Origin of the sequence: Nocardia sp. NPDC005366 (assembly GCF_040606855.1) — a bacterium.
Lineage (GTDB): Bacteria > Actinomycetota > Actinomycetes > Mycobacteriales > Mycobacteriaceae > Nocardia.
The window spans coordinates 237,431-256,872 of the sequence record NZ_JBEXFQ010000002.1 but is presented as its reverse complement, the minus strand read 5'-3'; the positions used below and the strand labels follow the sequence as shown (position 1 = coordinate 256,872).

The following is a 19,442-nucleotide window of genomic DNA, read 5'->3' as shown; positions in this document are numbered from 1 at the left end:
CCCGGTGGCTCAGTGCGCGCATTCGCCGCCGCGCAATTCGTCGCGGTGCCTGTCGATCAACCGGGCCAGCCGGTCCAGCAGCGCGGTGCCGTCCTCGTAGGTACCCGAATCGGCCTGCGCGGCGACCGCGACGGCCATCCGGCCGGAAGGGGTCGGCACCAGGCCGAATTGGCGGACCGTGTAGATGCCGGTGTCGTCGTCGGGGCCCCAGCCGCCCTTGAATTCGGCGCCGTCGATCGTGCCGAGGCCCCATCCCTGTTCGGGCGTGATCTCGCCCATCAGTTTGGTCACCTCGCCGGTCTGCGCGAGGCACGGCAGCTTCGAGGCGAAGCGCACCTGCTCGGTCAGCGTCCATTCGGTGGAACCGAACGAGGTGTAGTCCAGCGTCGTCCGAGGACCGGCGACACCGGTGGTGAGATCACCGGCCTCGTCCAGGACGTCCTGCACCGCCTGCGCCGCTTCCAGGCCGTCGCCGAGCGACTGCCACAGCGCCTCCGCCGCGCCGTTGTCGGAGTAGGTGATCGCCGCCTCCGCGTCGTCGAGCGCGCCCGCCGGATCATGCCGCAACGCCGCGATGGCAAGCGGAACCTTGATGGTCGACCAGGCGATGCCGGTCGTCCAGTCGCCGAATACCGTCATCCGGCCACCGCCGACCGGCATGATCGCCATTCCGACCTGGCCCGCCAGCGTCGGCTGCAACTGGGTGAAATCGGCGGCGAAGGAACCGGGCCGGGCGACCGACCAACCGGAACGCCACGCCCCGCCGGAATTCAGGGTGACCGTCGTCGCACCGGACGCGTCGTGCTGCTGCGGCAGCAGGGCGCAGGAGGCGAGGATCAGCAGTACGAGGACGGCGGTACCGCGCAGTACCGATCGAGGGACATGAACCGTTCGAGCCGACTTCACCACCGCGTCCTCCCCACCACCAGCACACTGCAAAGCTCATCGGCGGTGAAACACTCCTCATCTCGCCGATCCGGGCGAATGCCGGACGGCGGGAACATCCTCGTGCGCGCCGCGAATCATGACGCGACGACGATGTCCCGCTCCTAGTTTTGCCGATTTTCGCCGAGAATTCGAAATCCCGTGGCCAGGCGCTCACCGGGTAGGCTCGAGTGGTGCGCTCGATGCGTTCGGCTCCGTTCACGACGAGGGGGCGCTGTGCCGATCGGCGCACCCGCGACGGCCACACCGCCGCCCCCGGATCTCGTACGCGGCGAGCGTCGGCGGCGCACTCGCTACCCTCGATTCCTGTGGTGGTTCACGGAAGGGGGCGGCGTTGCTGAACAGCGGTGACGTGTTCGCGGGATACACCGTCGAGCGACTGCTCGGGCAGGGTGGGATGGGATCGGTATACCTGGCGAGGCATCCGCGGTTCTCCCGGCAGACCGCGCTGAAATTGCTCAATCCCGACCTCTACACCGACAACGAGGTGCGCGCCCGATTCGAACGGGAAGCCGATCTCGCCGCGCAACTGGACCACCCGAGCATCGTCACGGTGTACGACAGGGGCTCGGAGAACGGTCAGTTGTGGATCGCCATGCAATACATCGATGGCGTCGACGCCGCCTCGGTGAATCCGATGACCTTGCCGCCCGAACGGGCCGTGCAGATCATCGAGGGTGTCGCCGCCGCACTGGATTACGCGCACGGCATGGGTGTGCTGCACCGCGACGTCAAACCGGCCAACATCATGCTGGCCCGATCCTCCGGCGGGCAGGGGGAGCGCGTCTTCCTCACCGACTTCGGCATCGCACGACTACGTGAGGATTCCACCCACCTCACCCAGACCGGTATGTTCACCGCCACCCTCGCCTATGCCTCGCCCGAACAGATGACCGGCGGCCACCTCGACCCGCGCACCGACCAGTACGCGCTGGCCTGCACGCTGTACTGGCTGCTCGCCGGAGTCGGCCCCTTCGATGCCGACAATCCCGCCGATATCATCCGTGGTCACCTCCAACTCGCCCTGCCTCCGCTGGCCGTGCGCCGCCGCGGCCTGAACCCCGCGATGGACGCGGTGCTCGCCGCCGGAATGGCCAAACGCCCCGAACATCGATACAACACCTGCGCCGAATTCGCCGCCGCCGCCAAACACGCCCTCACCACCACCTCCGGCCCCCGCCTGCCCAGCCCGCCACCCGGCGCGGTCGTGCGGGCCGACCAGACATTTCCGTCGATGCCGCCGGGCGCGTATCCCGCACCCGCCCAACAATTCCCACCCGCTCCCGGCCCGCCCGGATATCAGGCGGTGCCGCAGAATCCGGCGCCCGGCTACCCGGTGCCGCCGCAGAATCCCGCGCCCGCCTATCCGGCCGCGTCGCAGAGCCCGGCGCCCGCTCACCCTGCCCCACAACACGGAACGAGCGAGTCCGGACCGGCGGCCGAGACGAAGGAGGGCCGGGCGGAGTGGTCCGAGCACGCGTCCCCGCCCGCCGCGCAGGCGGGTTCGGCCGATACCGGCGCTGTCACGGTCGGGGATCAGCCGGTGCCGCGAGGCGACGAGTCGGCGCAGCCGGCCGCGGCGGGCGCGGTCGGCGTGGATCTCGTCGAGGGACAGGCGAATTCCGTCGCCCCCGGCTATCCGCCGCCGGTCGCCGCCGACAGCACGCCGCGGACGACATCGCGTGCGACCGGCGTACTGATCGGGGTGCTCGCCGTCGGCGTGGTCGCGATCGTCGTCGCCGCCGTTGCCCTGATCGCGGTGGTACTGATCGGCTCGGAGCCGTCCGACACCGCCGCGTCACCCGCGACGTCGAGCCTCCGATCCGTCACACCGAGCGGCGCACCCGACCCCGTGACGGCCAGCGTGCGGGCTTTCCCGCGGCTGTTGCCGCCTGGTGGCGTCGACTGGGGCGAGGGCTACCAGGACGCCGAATGCGCCGCGTACCGCCAGGGCGAGGGCTTCGAGCCGAAAGACGCACCGCTGCGGTCGAGTTCGTGGGTCATCGCGTGGCAGTGCGACCGCGACGTCGACGACCAGAGCCATATGAGCTACACGATTCTCGGCTACGACTCCCCGGCCGCCGCGCGCGCGACGGTCGCCGCCCTTCCCTCGAATACCGAAACCCCCGGTCTCAAGAACGGTGTCAGGCACACGCGCCACGGGTGGATAGTGCCGGACCCGCCCGGTCCCCTCCAGCCGTATTTCTACACCGCGAAAATGGTGGTCAGCTTCGAGGACGACCCGGCTCGCGCCGGCTACCTCCTCTACGTCAGCCATCAGGGCACCTCGAAGAACCCCCAATCCCTGCAACCCTCCGCCGATGCGAATATCGCCGAATGGTGGTCGGCGGCCCCGTTGTGAGATCCGGGCCGCGGTGCGGCTCAGTCCGCGGCCAGCGCCTCCACGATCGGCATGCGACTGGCGCGCAGTGCGGGCGGGATGGATCCGAGGAGGGCTAGGGCAAGGGCGGCCACCGCGTAGATCAGGATCAGCGGTCCGGGTTCGTAGACGATATCGATGGTCATGGCGTGCCCGATGGCGACGGTCGCCAGGTATTGAACAGCGGCGCCGACGATGAGACCCAGTGCGGCGCCGACGATTCCGATGCCCGCCGCTTCCGCGAGCACCGAGCGCATCAGGAATCTGCGTCCGGTGCCCATGGCGCGCAGCACGCCGAGTTCCCTGCGTCGTTCGAGCACCGAGAGCATCAGGGTGTTCAGCAGGGCGACCGTCGCGACCAGCACCACGATCCACAGGATGGCGGCGCTCATCGCCGAGCCCTGGCGCACGCTGGAGGATACGGCGGTGACGGCCGCGCGTCCGGTGTCGACGTGGAGATCCGGCGGCACCATCGCCCTGATGTCGGCTACCACAGCGGCCGGATCGGCACCGGGTTGGAGATCGACGGAAAGGATGGTCTCGCCCGGCCGCTCGTACCACTGTCGCAGCTGGTCCAGATCCATCACGACGACACCGGCGACCGCACTGAAATAGGGGATCACCTGCAGCACTTCGACCGTGTGCGCTCCGGTCGGGGTAGGCAGCGTCACCGACGACCCCGGTTCGAGATTCAGCGACCGCGCCACATCGCGGGACACGATCACGCCTTCGCCCGACGCCATGCGGGGCAGCAGGGAACGGTCCACCGCGTTCACCCTGATATCGCCGCTCGCGGCGGGGAAACCCTGCAGCATGACCCGTCCGCTGCCGAGGGTGGCGAAGGCCATCTGCGCCGAATTGACGTCGGCGACTCCCGGCAACGCGGCGATCTCGCCGCCGAGTCCGGTGGGCAGTAGCGGCCCGGTCGGAAACTGTTCCATCGAACTGGGACTCACGAAGATATCGGTTCTGGCCAGTTCCTCGAAGGTGACGGTGGCGGAATCGACCATATTGCGCGACGCCCCGCCCATCGCGACTGTCGCGGCGACCCCGATCATCACGGTCATCGCGGTCGCCCAGACCCGCCGCGGCGCGCGCTCCAAGGTGGTGGCTCCGAGTGCGCCGGGTGCGCCGAACAGGTGGGCGATCGCCGCGGCGACCCGAACGATCGGCCCGGTGCCCGCGTAACAGAGCGCGACCGCCGCGGTGAACGACAGGGAGATCGCGGCCAGCGACACCCGGCCGAGATCGGTCTCGGCGAGGGCGACGGCACCGCACGCCAACCCGGCGCCGACGACGACGGCAATCCAGCGCAGCGCCGGATGCGCCACATCGGAACCGCCCACTCCCACCGGTACGAGCGCCTCGATCGGCTCGACCTTGTACACCTGTCGCGCGGCGATGGCGGCGGCCGAAACACTCGCCAGGACGCAGGCCGCGATCGCGACGGGAATGGCATAGCCGGGCACCAGGTATTCGGTGCGCGCCTCGACCGATTGCATGATGGCGGCGGGCAACCGTCCGATGGCGATCCGGCCCATGAAGACGCCGATCACCGCGCCGATCGCGCCGCCGAAGACGCCGAGCAGCGCCGCCTCGACGAGCAGGTCGCGCACCATCGGCGCGCGTTTGCCGCCGATCGCCCGCAACAACGACAGCATCGGCCTGCGCTGGGCCACCGCCATACTCATCGCGTTGTAGATCAGGAAGCCCGAAACAATCAGTGCCGCAGCCGAAGACATCAGCGTCGAATACCGCACGATCTGGATCGCGCCGCCCGCCTGGGCCGTGCGCAGACTCGGATCGGCGACCACAGCGCGGCCATCGACCACGTCGGTGAGTTTCGCGCGCACCGTCGCGATATCGGCGCCATCGGCGGCGATGATCTGCACCGAATCCAGTCGGCCGACCCGGTCGGTGAGTTTCTGCGCCAATCCGAGCGGAGCCGCGACGATATGCCCGCCGTTGAGTTTCGCGGAGGTCTGCTCATCGAGCACTCCCGCCACCGTGACCGTCGCGGAGCCGAGGCGGAACGTCTCGCCTTCGGCCCTGCCGATGGCCCTGCCGACGAGCACCCCGTTCGGCACCGTGATCAACTTGCCGATCTGCGACGACATCGGGCCCGCCAGTTCGCTGCCGAGCGCGCTCATATTCGTGTCGGCCCCGATCAGCAGTGCGCGGTCAGCGCCGCTGCCGAGCTGGGCGCGCAACATGGGCACCGCCTTGTCGACCCCGGGGGTGGTCGAGATGGCTTGCAGCAGTGAGTGATCGAAACCGGCGTCGGTGATGCCGGTGATCTCCAGTTCGGCGTTGCCGCCCAACGCCTTGGTGAGCCGGTCGACCGATCCGGTCACCGATCCGGAGATGCTGAGCACCGCGACGAGCAGCGCGGCCGATATCCCCATGACGGCCAGCGACATCGCCGAGCGGCCGCGGTGGGCGAGCAGTTCACGAATATTGAACAGCCGCAGCCGATCCAAGGCCGCGCCGATCATGCGCGCACCGCGTCCTTGTCGGATTCGGCCGTGCCGTCGACCTTGTCGTTCGACCCGATCTTGCCGTCGCGCAGCGTGATCACGCGATCGCAGTAGGCCACCGCGCCCATATCGTGGGTCACCATCACCACCGAATTGCCGTTGGCCGCGATATCACCGAGCAGTGCGAGGATGGCCGCGCCGGTGGCCGAGTCGAGGTTGCCGGTGGGTTCGTCGGCCAGAATCAGCGGCGGGTCCATGATGAGCGCCCGCGCGACCGCGACCCGCTGCATCTGCCCGCCGGACAATTCGGCGGGCCGATGTGCGGCGCGGTCGCCGAGCCCGACCCGTTCCAGCAGTTCCATGGCGCGTGGTTTGGCCTTGCGTAATCCGGTGCCGTCGAGCAGTTTCGGGACGGCGACGTTCTCCCACGCGGAAAGCGTCGGCAGCAGGTTGAAGAACTGGAAGACGAAACCAACGCGATGCCTGCGGAATTCGGACTGACGCTCCTCGTCGAGCGCGCCGATCTCCTCGCCTCGGAAGCGGATCGAACCCGCGTCGGGGCTGTCGAGCGCGCCGAGCAGATGTAGCAGTGTGCTCTTCCCCGAACCCGACGGGCCGATGATCGAGGTGAATTCACCTGCCTCGATTCGTAGATCGACCCCGTCGAGCGCGGTCACCGTCTGGCCGCCGACCCGATACCGCTTGGTGATATCGGACAGTTCCAACATGGCCGGTTCCGGCATCTGTTGTCCCCCGTTCTCTTTCATCGTCTCAGCGGACCGGGGCCGCGGCGACCGAGTCGCGGTGACGATACTGCCTGTCGAGCAGCGCGCGCAGCGCCGGCTGTTCGGCCGAGAGTTCGAGATAGGCCTCGACCTCGGACTGGCCCTGCGTGAACGCCTGATCCAATTTGGCGGCGAGATGGTTGTTCCAGCGATGGCGCAGAGTGAGCAGCAACCCCTCGGGTCCGCCGAACAGTCGCTCCAGCTGCGGGATACCGGAGAACAGGGCGGGATCGTTCGGATCGAGGGCCGCGCGGTCGAGCACGGTGCGCACGATGTCGGAACGGAGGTGGTGATCTTCCCAGGACATGGTGTCGGACCTTCCCGTGGTACGTCCGCGGCGCCACCGATCGTGTCGGGGCGTTGGCGAGTATGTCCTCGACGCTACGGTCGCGCCGGGGCCGTGTCGTCGTGCCAGGGACGCGAATCGCTCTCCTACCCCGGTAGGAGACCGGGCCCGCTCGCGGGACGATGTGCGGGCCGCGACGCGGCGGCTAGCCTTGGAGCATGGATGTGATCCACGCCATCCCCTCTGCGGCAGGCGCCCGGGCGGCGATGCCCGTCGGGCAGCGTGGCCGCGTCCGGAACCGATGCGTGGCCTTCGTACGCAATCCGGTCGCGGCAGTGCGCGACAATCTCGAACAGCTGCCGTTCGACTACCCGCCGTCGCTGATGATCGGCGCCGACGCCGCGCTGGCCGTGGTCGGGGTCGCGGCCACGATCCAGCGTCACGGATATTTCCCCACGGTGCTGCCGCTGCTGGCCATGATGCTCGCCTTCGCCACCGTGCCACTGTTCTGTTTGTTCGGCATCACCCCGACACCGGGGCTGCTCGCCGTCACCGGGCTGGCGGCGACCGCGACCTTCCTCGCCCAGTCGGTCTCCGCGGATTTCGCACCGTTCGTCCTCATGGTCGTCGTCGCCGAGATCGCGGCCATCGCGCCCACACGCTGGAGCGCGTTGTTCGCGGTGGTCGCGGCGCTCGAATTGGTCGCCTTCGACGCCGCCGGACATGTCCAGTGGAGTGCCGACGGCGTACGGCTGCAGGGCCTCCCGATGTACATCGTCGGCGTCGCGCTCGGCTGGTTGGTCGGCATGATGTTGCAGTACCAGCGCAAATTCCTCTATCAGGAACGCGAGAGTCAGGCGATCCGCGCTGCCCAGGCCGCGAGCGAGGAACGCAGGCGCATCGCGCGCGAGGTGCACGACGTCATCGCGCATTCGCTGAGCATCACCCTGCTGCATCTGACCGCCGCCAGGCACGCGTTGCAGACCGATCGCGATGTCGATGACGCCGTCGAGGCGCTGGTCGACGCCGAACGCCTCGGCAGACAGGCGATGGCGGATATCCGCCGCACCATCGGACTCCTCGACGCGGCCCCGGCCAGGCTGGTTCCCGAACCGGGTATCGGCGATATCGAGGATCTGGTCGGTGATTTCGTCCGCGCCGGACTCGATGTGCGCTGCACCAGGGAGGGCGACCTCGGGGCGGTCTCGGCGGGGGTGGGTCTCGCGCTCTATCGCATCGGTCAGGAATCGCTGGCCAACGTGGTGAAACACGCGCCGGGGGCGAGCGCGCGGGTGCGACTCGCGGTGGACGCCGCCGCGGTGCGCATGGTCGTCGACAACACCGTGCCATCGGGTCAGCCCCGCGACGCGGGTGGCGGCATGGGGTTGTCCGGTATGCGTCAGCGCGCGGAACTGCTCGGCGGCAGGATCACGGCGGGACCGCGCGAGGACGGGTGGACGGTGCGCGCCGAATTCCCGCTCACCACGTCCCGCGGCTGGATGCTCTGCTCGGGTTCCGGTCGGGATGGCGACATGTCGACGGCAGCGCGCGAGCCTACGGAGAAGGCGGACAACGATGTCGCCACTACGGCACGGGAGGGTTTGTGACGACGACGTCGTCGGCGAACGGTGCGGACGCCGTCGCCGTTCTCGTGGTGGACGACCAGGAGTTGGTGCGCGGCGGATTACGCCGGATCCTGCGCCGCAGGGACGGATTCCTGGTCAGCGAATGCAGCGACGGAGATCAGATACCCGCCGCGATCGCGACCGCGCGGCCCGATGTGGTGCTGATGGATCTGCGGATGAAACGGGTTGGCGGCATCGACGCCACCCGATCGCTGCGCGCGGGGCGCGGCGCGCCACCGGTACTCGTGCTCACCACCTTCGACGACGACCAGTTGCTGTCGGGTGCGCTGCGCGCCGGGGCGGCCGGGTTCATCCTCAAGGATTCGCCCGCCGAGGATCTGATTCGCGCGGTGCGCACGGTCGCGGCGGGCGGCGCCTGGCTCGACCCGTCGGTCACCGGACGGGTGCTGTCGGCCTATCGGACCGTGCGTCCGGTCTCCGCGCGCACGGCCGACCGGCTCGGCGAACTGACGGCCCGCGAATACGAGGTGCTCGAATTGATCGGGCGCGGCCGGAGCAATTCGGAGATCGCCGGGAAGCTCGGCATCTCGGAAGTCACCGTGAAAAGCCATGTCGGACACATATTCGGCAAGCTCGACCTGCGAGATCGGGCCGCGGCGATAGTCTTTGCGTTTGACCAGGGGGTGGTCGCACCAGGAGAATCCAGTCTTTGACGGGTAGGACGACCGGTTGTTCGGCGCTGCCCGGGAAGCGGAGGTTCACGGGGTGGACGGACCTGGATGGCGGGTCGGTAGTCGGTTCGGGCCGTACGAGTTGCGCTCGCTGCTGGGCAAAGGCGGCATGGGCGAGGTCTACGAGGCCTACGACACCGTGAAGGATCGGGTGGTGGCGGTCAAGCTGCTGCCGGAGGAATTCTCCAAGGATCCCGTCTATCAGGTGCGGTTCCGGCGTGAATCGCAGGCCGCCGCTCGCCTGGCCGAACCGCACATCATCCCCATCCACGACTGGGGTTCGATCGACGGCGTCCTGTTCATCGATATGCGACTGGTCTCCGGCGTCGACCTGCGGACCATCCTGCGCTCGCAGGGGCCGATGACGCCCGAGCGCACACTCGGCATCATCGACCAGATCGCCGCCGCGCTCGACGCGGCGCACGCCAACGGGCTCGTGCACCGCGACGTCAAGCCGGCCAATATCCTGATCGCCGACGCGGATTTCGCCTACCTCGCCGATTTCGGCATCGCGCATACCGAGGGCGACAGCACCGTCACCCAGGTCGGGATGGCTGTCGGCTCCTACATCTACATGGCCCCCGAGCGCTTCGATGTCGGTCCGGTGACCGGTCGCGCCGACATCTATTCGCTCACCTGTGTTCTGTACGAATGCCTCACCGGGGCGACGCCGTTCCCGGCGGCGAGTATGAATGTGCTGATCAGGTCGCATCTGACCGAGCCGGCGCCGCGCCCGAGCGCGCAGCGACCGGGAATTCCGCCCGCCCTCGACGAGGTGATCGCCAAGGGGATGGCCAAGGATCCCGCCGACCGATATCCGACGGCCGCCGCCTTGGCGCAGGCGGCTCGGGTGGCGGCGAGTACCGGCCCGGTCACCCCCGCACCGACTTTCGTCGTCCGCACACCCGACCCGTCCCGTTTCGGGCAGCAGTCCCAGCCCGCCCCGCTGAGTTCGCTGGTGCCGCCGGAAGCCACCGGGGAGCTGTCGATCATCCCGACCGCCGCGACCGCGGTGCCCAGCGAAATCCAATTCGAGCCGTTGCCGCCTCGGCGAGAGCAGGACCCGGCGCCGTACGGACCCGAGCAGTCCTACGAAGCGCCGGTGCCCGTCCGCCCGTTCCCCGACGCGCATCTGTTCGGACAGGAGCAGGGTGGGGCCGCCGAACCGCCGCAGTACCCCGCGCCGCCGACCCAGCGATACGCGCCGGTGCCCGCGGTGTCGGGACCACCCGTCGCGATGTCGCCGCAGGGATCGTCGCCGCAGGGGTCGCACCAGGGTCACAATGGACCGCCGCAGGGATCTTTCGCGCCGCCGACTCAGCGCTACGACCAGGTTGTACCGGAACCGTACGGTCCGGCCGCCCAGCCGTACGGCGATGTCACGCCGGCGCCGGGGGCGTTCGCCCCCGCGACCCAGCGCTACGACGGGGCCGCACCGGCGGGACCGTACGCACCGCCGACGCAGCAGTACGGTGACGCCGCGCCGATCTCCGGATCGCAGGCCGAGGAGACCCGGCACTACGGGTTCGGCGCACCGGGATTCGATGACCCCGCCTCACGCGATGGCTTCGCCTACGAATCCGATCCGCATGTGGCCGCGACTCGGCATTATGGCGCGGCGCAGCAGCCGGTGCCGGGCGATCCGCAGTATCCGGCCGCGGGAGGTTACCCCGCGGCGCAGGCGTATTCGGACTACCAACCGGATTCGCCCGGGCACCTCTACGCCGCGGGCGGCTATCACCCGCAGGGCGCGAACGATCCGCGGGGCGAGTACGGCTACGGAGCCCAGGGTGAATCCGGTTACGGCGCCGCGGGGTACGCGCCGCCCGGTGACGGCGGCTACGGCGCACCGGGCCACTACGACGACTACAGCACCGGCGGCTACCTACAGGAGGCGCCACGGCGTTCGATCGTGCTGCCCATGTTGGTCGCGGTGGTCGTGATCGTGGTACTCGCCGTCGGCGGCGTCATCGGCTGGTCGATGTACGGCTCCGGCAAGCAGGACGCGGGCGTGGACGACCAGGCGGGGGCGATCACCACGTCGGCGGTCGCGCGCAGTACCGCGCCGGGGGCCGTCGCACCCAGCGCGACCACCTCGGCCGCGACCACCTCGACGACCCTGCCCGCTGGCGCGAAGACGTGTACGACGGGTCGCCCGCCCTCCGGCTCCTTCGGACGCGCGGCGGCGGGCAGCGAGGTGACGAGTTGCCCGTTCGCCGAGGCGGTCCGGCAGGCCTACGCCGAATCCGCAGCGGCCACGTCCTCGCGCGCACCCCGATCGATCGTGGCCGTCAGCCCCGTCACCGGGCGCAGCTACACGATGAATTGTGTCCCCGAGGGACAACTCGTCACCTGTACGGGAGGCGAGAACGCGGTGGTCTACATCTACTGACCAGGCGGTGCGGTGCGATGGTTTATCGGGACGGTGATATTTCCGAACGGAATGCCCACCCCGACACGCCGAAATGCGGGTTACGCTCGGTGCGTGTCGAAGCGGGGCTCTCAGGAGCGTGGGCGAGACGGGAAGCCCGAAGCGGTCCCCGCTCACAGATGGACGTCGGGCTGCGGACAGGGGCGCGCCACGCGTACCATGCCCGCACCGAGTACGGTTGCCCGTTACCGTACGTACGCAGGTATCGTGGGGAGCTCTCAACAGCAATGCGCCAAGTTATGTCTGACAGTCGTATTCGAAAATCCCTCGGTGCCGGCGCGCTCGCGCTGATTCTGGCGACCTCGTGCGGTATCGACCCCGGTGGCGTCGGTCCGAGCGAGTCCTCGACCATCACCCAGGCCGCGGCGGTCTCGGAACCGAAACTGGAGATGACCCTGCCAGGCACCCTCGCGGCCGGTTTCCAGGAGTTGCAGTCCACCCTGAAGGGGCGTTACGGCATGGCCGTCGTGGCCGTCGGCCGCGACGACGTGGTCACTTTCGGCGATTGGACCACCGGTCCGGCGTGGTCGACGATGAAGGTGCCGTTGACGATCGCCGCGGTCCGCCGCGACTCCGCCAACGGCGGTTTCGCCGCGAACGCCGCGATCACCGAATCCGATAATGCCGCCGCCGACGTGCTCTGGGAGGCGCTCGGCTCGGGACAGGAGGCCGCGACGGCGGTCGAGGCGGTGCTGCGCGAAGGCGGCGATACCAAGACCGTGATACCCGCGACCCGCACCCGCACCGAATATTCGGCCTTCGGACAGGCGGAATGGTCACTGAACGAACAGGTCCGGTTCGCCTCCCGGTTACCGTGCCTGGCGCGGGTCTCCACGGTGGTCAAACTGATGGAGCAGATCATCCCGAGTCATCGCTGGGGGCTCGGCGCGTTCACCGGCGCCGAGTTCAAGGGCGGGTGGGGCCCCGACGCGTCGGGCAAATATCTCGTGCGCCAGTTCGGCCTGATCTCCACCACCGGCGGACAGATCGCCGTCGCCCTTGCGGCACAACCGGATTCCGGCACGTTCTCCGACGGCATGACCGCGATGGACAAGATGGCGACATTGATTTCCGAGCACCTCGGTGAATTGGTCGCGGGCAAATGCTCGTCTTGAGAAACGGGTAACGGCGGGGGAGCGAACAATGTAGGTGAGGTCGCGGACGCGTGCGCGCGTTCCGGACGGCCGCGCCCGCGAGGTGGAGGTAACGGGGTGGTGGATGACGCGGATTCGCGGGTCGGTTCCCGATTCGGGCCGTACGAGTTGCGCTCACTGCTCGGCCGGGGCGGGATGGGCGAGGTCTACGAGGCCTACGACACGGTGAAGGGCCGGGTCGTCGCGGTGAAACTGCTGCCGCCGGATATGGCGAAGGATCCGGTGTTCCAGCAGCGGTTTCGCTACGAGTCGAAGGCGGCGGCGCGGCTGGCCGAACCGCATGTCATCCCGATCCACGACTGGGGCGAGATCGATGACGTCCTCTATATCGATATGCGGCTGGTGCGCGGCAGCGATCTGCGATCGGTGCTGCGGGAGACGGGTCCGCTGACTCCGGTCCGCGCGGTCGCCATCATCGAACAGATCGCCGCGGCGCTGGATGCCGCGCACGCCGAGGGGCTGGTGCATCGCGACGTCAAGCCCGCCAACATTCTCGTCACGCCGTCGGATTTCGCCTACCTCGCCGATTTCGGCATCGCGCGCTCGGCGGGCGACCCGAGTATGACCGACACGGGCACCGCCGTCGGGTCCTACAACTACATCGCGCCGGAGCGTTTCGACATCGCGCCCGTTTCCGGCGCCGCCGACGTCTACTCCCTCGCCTGCGTGCTCTACGAATGCCTCACCGGCACGCAGCCCTTCCCCGCCGATGGCATGAGCGTCTTGATTCGCTCGCACCTGACAACGCCGCCGCCACGCCCCAGTGTCAAACACCCCGGACTGCCCCCGGCCATGGACGAGGTCGTCGTGCGCGGTATGGCGAAAGAACCCGCCGATCGCTATCCGAGCGCGAGCGCCCTGGCGTCGGCGGCCCGCGCGGCGGTCACAGCACCGCCACCGCCGGATTCCCAGGGTGTTCGGCGCGATCCTGCCGCAGCCGCGCCCGTAACGGTGGTCTTCCCCGCCGTGGAACCCGGTTCCGAGTACGGCGATGCCCGCGCGGCGGACCCGACCACCCGGCGAATCGTCGGGGCGCGGGAGCCGCGGCCGTCATCGCGCCCGAGCGGCCGAGGCGCTTCGTCCCGGCCCGGGCCGGGGGGATCCGGTTCCGTTCCCGGCCCATCGATCGCGCGCGAACCCACCCCCTCGGGGCCGGTCGACCCCGTCGCGCGAGCCGCCGCCCCCACTGTTGATCTCGGTGCGGTCGCGCCGGAGAACCGACCGGCCGCGGCGACACCCGGTGGCCGTGCGGCCGAGTCGAACCCGCGACTCGTCGCGCCAGCTTCGGCCGGGCCAGCGGTGGCGACACCTCCAGCGAGCGGACCCGCCGCGTCAGGAGCTACCCCGCAATCGAGTGGTCCAGCGCAGGCGAGCGCGGCCAGTGCCGCCACCGTCGATTTCACCGCGCTGGCGCGCGATCGCCGATCCGCGACCCCGGTGGGCCCGCACGGGACCGGTAGCGCCGAACCCGCCACCGTCGATCTCGGCGAGTCGTCGGCGAAATCCGGGCCGGGACCGAGCGGTCCCGGCCGCGGTATGCGTGCGGGAATCACCGGTCCGCCCCGGTCGCCGGTGCGATCCACGCCGACAAGGACTTCCGGCCCGACACCGGGTGAGCGGCATGCGACCTCCGCGCGGTCGGCCCCGCCGACGACACGGATCGGCCGGGTCGAAGACGTCGCCGTCACTGTCGAGCGGTCGGCGCTGGCCCATCCTGTTCCGCCCGCACGAACGGATGCCGCGGGCAACGGTATTTCGCCGCGCGTGTACGTATCCGCCGCCCTACTGGTCATCGTCGTGGTCGCGGCGGGGCTGATCGGCTGGCAAATGCGCGGCGGTGGCGCCGAGTCCCCGGCGCGGGAGGTGTCGACGGCGACGGTCCCGCTGCCCGACGGTGCCAACACCTGTCCGCAGACGAAGCCGAGGGTCGGCCGTTTATCGGCATCGGCCACCGGATCCAGGGTGACGAGTTGTCCTTTCGCGGAGGCGGTGCGCGAGGTCTACGGCGAGTCGGCGGGTGACGCGGTCGAGGGCGACCATCGCACCGTGACAGCGGTCAGTCCGGTCAACGAGCGTGAGTACACGATGGACTGCACCGTTGGCCCCGACTACGTGACATGCACCGGCGGCGAGAACGCGATCGTCTACCTCTTCTGACCACGCGCGCCATGGCGTTGAGTGAACTGTGTTGTCGCGTAACCAAATCGGACTTTCGAGTCGGCCGAGCGGAATCGATCACCTCACCCGTTGGGCAGGATCACCGCGCGCCCGTCGATCTTGCCCGCGTGCAATCGCTCGTAGGCCAGCGGCGCCTCGTCCATGCCGAATGTCTCGACGTGCACCTCGATCGCGCCCGCTCGGGCGAGGTCGAGGACTTCGCGCAATTCGCCGCGACTACCCCAGTACGGTGCGGTCACGGTGACCTCGAAGGGCAGCACGCCGAAGCCGATGGGCAGGGTGCCGCCACCGAGGCCGATGATCGTCACATCACCCTCCATCGCGACGCACGCGCCCGCCGTGGTGACGGTCGATGGTGCGCCGACGAAATCGAAGACGGCGATGGCGCCGCGCCCGCCGGTCGATTCGCGCACCCGGTCCGCGGCCTTCTCGTCGGAGATCACGGTCTCGTCGGCCCCGACGGCGCGGGCGAGTTCGAGTTTGTCCTCGCTGATATCCATCGCGATCACCCGCGCGGGGCTCACCGCGCGCAGCAGTTGAATGGCGACGTGCCCCAGTCCGCCCGCACCGATGACGACGGCCGTCGAGCCGGGGACGAGTTTCGGCAGCGACCGCTTGATGGCGTGATAGGGGGTCAACCCGGCATCGGTCAGCGGCACCGCCCGCACCGGGTCGAGTCCGTCGAGCGGTTCGAGATGGCGGGAGTCGTCCACGATCATGTACTCGGCGATGGCCCCCGGCGCGCCCAATCCGGGCGGGAAGATGCCCAGTTCGGTCGCACGCAGGCAGTAGTTCTCCCTGCCCGCCGCGCAGGGCGGGCACCTGCCGCAGCCCCACGGACCGTAGACGGCGACGGAATCGCCGATCGCGACGCCGGTGACCCCGTCACCGAGTGCCGCGATCGTGCCCGCGCCCTCGTGGCCCAATGTCAGCGGCAGCCGGAACGGGAATTCGCTCGCAGGCCAGGACATCACGGCGATATCGGAGTGGCACACCCCCGCCGCCGACATCTTCAGCAGCACCTGGCCCGGCCCCGGCTCCGGGTCGGGCACGGTGACCAATTCGGGTGCCGCGCCGATTTCTCGATACTGAAGGGCCTTCATCGCGATACCTCCGTGGTCGAATTCTCGTAGCGGGCGGTCGACGCTCGTGAATCACAACGGAAAGCTTGTCCACCGGGCGCTGTCGGCACCCCGCGGCCGCTTCGAAATAAGCCGTGACGCACGAATATGCCGCTCGATACCCGAGCGGTCAGGCCGCATGACGGCTGTCTCCGATCATACGGCCTGGGACGGGTCCCGGATGGATGAGAGCGAGATCGGTCGGATCGACGGCGTAGCGCAAATCCGGACGGGCGAATTCCACCGGGGATGGTCTGTCCGGTTTGCGAATCGTCCACCGGCGCCGAGACTGGGGGTAGTGCGCAACCCGAATGCACATGTCGCTTTATCTACTGAACGAATCCGGAGATCCACGGTGAGTGCAGCTGGTAACCCAAGGTTCACGGGGGCGCGGGCCCTCGAGTACGCCGGGCGGGGCAAGATATCCGCCATGCGCATCGGAGTCTTGACCGGAGGCGGAGACTGTCCAGGACTGAACGCGGTCATCCGCGCTGTCGTTCGCACCGCGAACGGACGGTACGGAGACGCGATCGTCGGCTTCGAGGACGGTTGGCGCGGCCTATTGGAGGACCGCAAGATCCAGATTCTCAACGACGACCGCACCGACCGGCTGCTCACCAAGGGCGGCACCATCCTCGGCACCGCGCGCACCAATCCGGACGTCCTGCGCGACGGCCTGCCGCGCATCAAACAGACCCTCGACGACAACGGCATCGACGCACTCATCCCGATCGGCGGCGAGGGCACGCTCACCGCCGCCAGCTGGCTTTCCGACGAAGGCGTTCCCGTCGTCGGTGTTCCGAAGACCATCGATAACGACATCGATTGCACCGACGTCACTTTCGGCCACGACACGGCGTTGAGCATCGCCAGCGAGGCGATCGACCGCCTGCACACCACCGCGGAATCACATCAGCGCGTCATGCTGATCGAGGTGATGGGACGGCACGCGGGCTGGATCGCCATCAACGCGGGCATGGCGGCGGGCGCGCACCTCACGCTGGTGCCGGAGGTGCCCTTCGACGTGGACGAGGTGTGCACCATGATCAAGCGCCGCTTCCAGCGCGGCGACAAACACTTCATCTGCGTGGTGGCCGAGGGTTCGCATCCCGCGCCGGAATCCGATTTCGCGCTGCGCGAGGGCGGTATCGATGAATTCGGTCACGAGCGGTTCACCGGTGTCGCCCAGCAGCTCGGTTCCGAAATCGAACGCCGCATCGGCAAAGAGGTGCGCACCACCGTGCTCGGCCACGTCCAGCGCGGCGGCAGCCCGACACCCTACGACCGGGTACTCGCCACGCGATTCGGCCTGCATGCCGCGGAAGCCGTGCACGCGAAGCGGTTCGGTCAGATGGTCGCTCTGCACGGCACCGAGATCGATCTGGTCCCGCTGTCGGAGGCGACCAAACAGCTCAAGCGCGTCCCGGGAAGTCGCTACCGTGAGGCGGAGGCGTTCTTCGGCTGACGAGGCATATCGCCCCTGGCCGGGGACGCGCGCCCCGCTTACGCTGGTAGTCATGGCACTCATCGACATCGACGACCTGCCCACCGCGACCGCCGATGTCCTGCGTCGCCGGGCGCGGGAGGCGGGACTGGCCCCCGCCGAATACGTTCGGCGGGAACTGATCACCCGCGCGCGGGCGCGGATGCCGGAGGACGCGGTGGTCGACTTCGTCGAGACGCAGGGTTGTCAGCCCGGCCCGGTATTCGATGCCGACGCCGTCGCGCTCGTCCGCACCTATGACCTGGCAGGCGATGCGCTCGACCGGCTCGGTCGCCGCGCGCATGCCGTCGGGCAGCCACTCGGCGAATATGTGCGCGATCAGTTGGTCACGCTGGCTCGTCGCTCGAGTGGCGGCGACGCGATCGCGGAATTCGAGCAAGCGTGAGGATTTCTCGCCGGATCGCTCAATCCCCGATGCAAGATGCTCCCTTGATGCCGATCGCGAGTTCGGACCCGTCGGCGGCGGTGACGGCGATGCTGTTGACGTCGTCGGTATAGGCGACAGTCGCTGCTGCAGTGCAGATTCGGCGTCCGGTCGCAGCGCCGGAGGCATCGTCGGCCAGGTTCGTCTCGATGGCGACGGCCGTGCACTGGCCGATGATCGAGATATCGGTGACGCCGAATTCCGCCACGGCCTCCGTGATCCGGTCGACGTTGCCGCATGCCTCGGCGGTCGGCTGAACAGCCGACGCGGACGGCGCCGCCGAGGCCGCTCCATCGGAGGTATCCGATGAATTTCCGCACCCGGCCATCATGCCTATCACCGCGCACGCGAAGACATAGCGCGCCGCCGTGGAAAAAGCCTTCGTCACCTGCTCTCGCCGACGACGAGCGAGCCGGTCGCGTGCACGATATCCAGGTGCTGAACCGTCGGCTCCCCCGGGCGGGCGCCCCCGAAGGCGGCGTCGACGGCGGGGTGGATGCGTTCTTCGAAGGCGCGAGCGCAATGCGCCTCGGATTCCCACACGTCGATATAGCGCAGCCCGCCGTCCTCGCGGCGCACGCACAGGTGGATCAGTGAGCCGTCGAGCGGTTCGGGACCCAACTCGTCGATGATCCGCTGGTAGAGCTCCTCGCCGATAGGGACATCTTGGATGTAGGCGTAGACCATGGCCGGATCCCTTCTGAATTCGTCCGAAGCTGTTTCGGATGAATATGGGTAGAATAGGCGTCGATGAATGAGAACGTCAAGGCAGACAAGCGGCGATACAACGCCCCGCGGCGTGTCGCGCAGGCGGCGGATACGCGTCACGCGATCCTCGACGCCGCACGACAGTTGTTCGTAGAGCGTGGCTACGCCGCCACCACGGTGGCCGAGATCGCCACGCAGGCGGGCGTTTCCGTCGACACGGTCTACGCATCCATCGGCCGCAAGCCGGTATTGCTCCGAGAACTCGTCGAAACCGCGCTATCCGGTACCGACCACGCGATTCCGGCTCGGGAACGGGATTACGTCCGCGCCATCCGCGCGGCGACAGGAGCCGAAGACAAGATCATGATCTACGCGCACGCGCTGACCGCCCTCCAGCAGCGGCTCGCCCCCATCTTCCTCGCCCTGCGCGACGCCGCGACGAGCGACGATTCGTGCGCCAGGATCTGGGCCGAAATCGGCGAGCGGCGCGCACGCAATATGCGTGAGTTCGCGGCCGACCTGCGCGACACGGGGCAACTGCGCGACGACCTCTCCGACGATGAGGTCGCCGACATCATCTGGAGTATGAACGCCACCGAATACTGGGTACTCCTTGTCGGCGAACGCAATTGGACAGCTGAGCGTTTCCGCGACTGGCTCGCCGACGCGTGGAATCGCCTGCTCCTGCGCGACCCGCGGATCCTCTCGCGCTGAACGCGGGACCGGTACCGG

15 protein-coding genes and 1 pseudogene are annotated in these 19,442 nt (G+C 68.7%); 9 read left to right on the top strand and 7 right to left on the bottom strand.

The features are described from left to right. Window positions 1–9 precede the first annotated feature (9 nt). Window positions 10–906, bottom strand: coding sequence for a hypothetical protein (locus ABZS43_RS03435; RefSeq protein ID WP_355034193.1), 897 nt, complete (start codon window positions 904–906; stop codon window positions 10–12). A 373-nt stretch (window positions 907–1,279) separates the two neighbouring features. On the opposite strand from ABZS43_RS03435, the gene ABZS43_RS03430 reads away from it, so the two are divergent. Further along, on the top strand, window positions 1,280–3,307 hold the full coding sequence (locus ABZS43_RS03430) for a protein kinase (protein ID WP_355034192.1): 2,028 nt from the start codon (window positions 1,280–1,282) through the stop codon (window positions 3,305–3,307). 20 nt (window positions 3,308–3,327) lie between these two features. Here the strand turns inward: ABZS43_RS03430 and ABZS43_RS03425 are convergent, their stop codons facing one another. Genes ABZS43_RS03425 through ABZS43_RS03415 form a run of 3 tightly spaced genes read right to left on the bottom strand, consistent with a single transcriptional unit; the run spans window position 3,328 to window position 6,894 of the window. Further along, complete coding sequence (locus ABZS43_RS03425; RefSeq protein WP_355034191.1) at window positions 3,328–5,820, bottom strand: FtsX-like permease family protein; 2,493 nt, start codon at window positions 5,818–5,820, stop codon at window positions 3,328–3,330. Next, the gene (locus ABZS43_RS03420; RefSeq protein WP_355034373.1) at window positions 5,817–6,545 is read right to left on the bottom strand and encodes an ABC transporter ATP-binding protein; all 729 of its coding nucleotides are present in this window, start codon (window positions 6,543–6,545) and stop codon (window positions 5,817–5,819) included. The genes ABZS43_RS03425 and ABZS43_RS03420 overlap by 4 nt, the downstream gene beginning before the upstream one ends. 28 nt (window positions 6,546–6,573) lie before the next feature. Beyond that, a complete protein-coding gene (locus ABZS43_RS03415) occupies window positions 6,574–6,894 on the bottom strand; it encodes a hypothetical protein (protein ID WP_355034190.1) in 321 nt (106 codons plus the stop codon). A gap of 197 nt (window positions 6,895–7,091) precedes the next feature. On the opposite strand from ABZS43_RS03415, the gene ABZS43_RS03410 reads away from it, so the two are divergent. From ABZS43_RS03410 to ABZS43_RS03390, 5 genes and pseudogenes are all read left to right on the top strand, one after another. Continuing rightward, window positions 7,092–8,480 (top strand): histidine kinase, encoded by a 1,389-nt coding sequence (locus ABZS43_RS03410; protein WP_355034189.1) that lies wholly within the window; start codon window positions 7,092–7,094, stop codon window positions 8,478–8,480. Beyond that, entirely contained in the window at window positions 8,477–9,172 is a 696-nt protein-coding gene (locus tag ABZS43_RS03405; protein WP_355034188.1) for a response regulator transcription factor, read from the top strand. Before ABZS43_RS03410 ends, ABZS43_RS03405 begins: the two co-directional genes overlap by 4 nt. Before the next feature lie 52 nt (window positions 9,173–9,224). Then, window positions 9,225–10,040, top strand: a pseudogene (locus ABZS43_RS03400) (serine/threonine-protein kinase); the annotation flags it as partial. A gap of 1,820 nt (window positions 10,041–11,860) precedes the next feature. Next, window positions 11,861–12,736, top strand: a complete 876-nt coding sequence (locus tag ABZS43_RS03395; RefSeq protein ID WP_355034187.1) for a hypothetical protein — start codon at window positions 11,861–11,863, stop codon at window positions 12,734–12,736. A gap of 99 nt (window positions 12,737–12,835) precedes the next feature. Then, window positions 12,836–14,932, top strand: a complete 2,097-nt coding sequence (locus ABZS43_RS03390) for a protein kinase (protein ID WP_355034186.1) — start codon at window positions 12,836–12,838, stop codon at window positions 14,930–14,932. Window positions 14,933–15,015: 83 nt separating this feature from the next. Here ABZS43_RS03390 and ABZS43_RS03385 read toward each other — a convergent pair whose 3' ends face one another. After that, the gene (locus ABZS43_RS03385) at window positions 15,016–16,056 is read right to left on the bottom strand and encodes an NAD(P)-dependent alcohol dehydrogenase (RefSeq protein ID WP_355034185.1); all 1,041 of its coding nucleotides are present in this window, start codon (window positions 16,054–16,056) and stop codon (window positions 15,016–15,018) included. Window positions 16,057–16,504: 448 nt separating this feature from the next. Between ABZS43_RS03385 and ABZS43_RS03380 the strand changes: the two genes are divergently transcribed. Together ABZS43_RS03380 and ABZS43_RS03375 are read left to right on the top strand one after the other, a co-directional pair. Further along, a complete protein-coding gene (locus ABZS43_RS03380) occupies window positions 16,505–17,539 on the top strand; it encodes an ATP-dependent 6-phosphofructokinase (protein ID WP_355034184.1) in 1,035 nt (344 codons plus the stop codon). Between the two features lie 52 nt (window positions 17,540–17,591). Then, window positions 17,592–17,963, top strand: coding sequence for a hypothetical protein (locus ABZS43_RS03375; protein ID WP_355034183.1), 372 nt, complete (start codon window positions 17,592–17,594; stop codon window positions 17,961–17,963). Between the two features lie 19 nt (window positions 17,964–17,982). Here the strand turns inward: ABZS43_RS03375 and ABZS43_RS03370 are convergent, their stop codons facing one another. Together ABZS43_RS03370 and ABZS43_RS03365 are read right to left on the bottom strand one after the other, a co-directional pair. Next, complete coding sequence (locus ABZS43_RS03370; RefSeq protein ID WP_355034182.1) at window positions 17,983–18,390, bottom strand: hypothetical protein; 408 nt, start codon at window positions 18,388–18,390, stop codon at window positions 17,983–17,985. Beyond that, a complete protein-coding gene (locus tag ABZS43_RS03365; RefSeq protein WP_355034181.1) occupies window positions 18,387–18,689 on the bottom strand; it encodes a hypothetical protein in 303 nt (100 codons plus the stop codon). Before ABZS43_RS03365 ends, ABZS43_RS03370 begins: the two co-directional genes overlap by 4 nt. Before the next feature lie 63 nt (window positions 18,690–18,752). Between ABZS43_RS03365 and ABZS43_RS03360 the strand changes: the two genes are divergently transcribed. Beyond that, the gene (locus tag ABZS43_RS03360; protein ID WP_355034180.1) at window positions 18,753–19,424 is read left to right on the top strand and encodes a helix-turn-helix domain-containing protein; all 672 of its coding nucleotides are present in this window, start codon (window positions 18,753–18,755) and stop codon (window positions 19,422–19,424) included. Window positions 19,425–19,442 lie beyond the last annotated feature (18 nt).

Excerpts from the sequence above, each read along its gene's own strand:
- ABZS43_RS03425 (WP_355034191.1), bottom strand. The coding sequence starts at position 5,820 with ATGATCGGCGCGGCCTTGGATCGGCTGCGGCTGTTCAATATTCGTGAA.
- ABZS43_RS03420 (WP_355034373.1), bottom strand. The coding sequence starts at position 6,545 with ATGCCGGAACCGGCCATGTTGGAACTGTCCGATATCACCAAGCGGTAT.
- ABZS43_RS03415 (WP_355034190.1), bottom strand. The coding sequence starts at position 6,894 with ATGTCCTGGGAAGATCACCACCTCCGTTCCGACATCGTGCGCACCGTG.
- ABZS43_RS03410 (WP_355034189.1), top strand. The coding sequence starts at position 7,092 with ATGGATGTGATCCACGCCATCCCCTCTGCGGCAGGCGCCCGGGCGGCG.
- ABZS43_RS03395 (WP_355034187.1), top strand. The coding sequence starts at position 11,861 with ATGTCTGACAGTCGTATTCGAAAATCCCTCGGTGCCGGCGCGCTCGCG.
- ABZS43_RS03385 (WP_355034185.1), bottom strand. The coding sequence starts at position 16,056 with ATGAAGGCCCTTCAGTATCGAGAAATCGGCGCGGCACCCGAATTGGTC.
- ABZS43_RS03380 (WP_355034184.1), top strand. The coding sequence starts at position 16,505 with ATGCGCATCGGAGTCTTGACCGGAGGCGGAGACTGTCCAGGACTGAAC.
- ABZS43_RS03375 (WP_355034183.1), top strand. The coding sequence starts at position 17,592 with ATGGCACTCATCGACATCGACGACCTGCCCACCGCGACCGCCGATGTC.
- ABZS43_RS03365 (WP_355034181.1), bottom strand. The coding sequence starts at position 18,689 with ATGGTCTACGCCTACATCCAAGATGTCCCTATCGGCGAGGAGCTCTAC.
- ABZS43_RS03360 (WP_355034180.1), top strand. The coding sequence starts at position 18,753 with ATGAATGAGAACGTCAAGGCAGACAAGCGGCGATACAACGCCCCGCGG.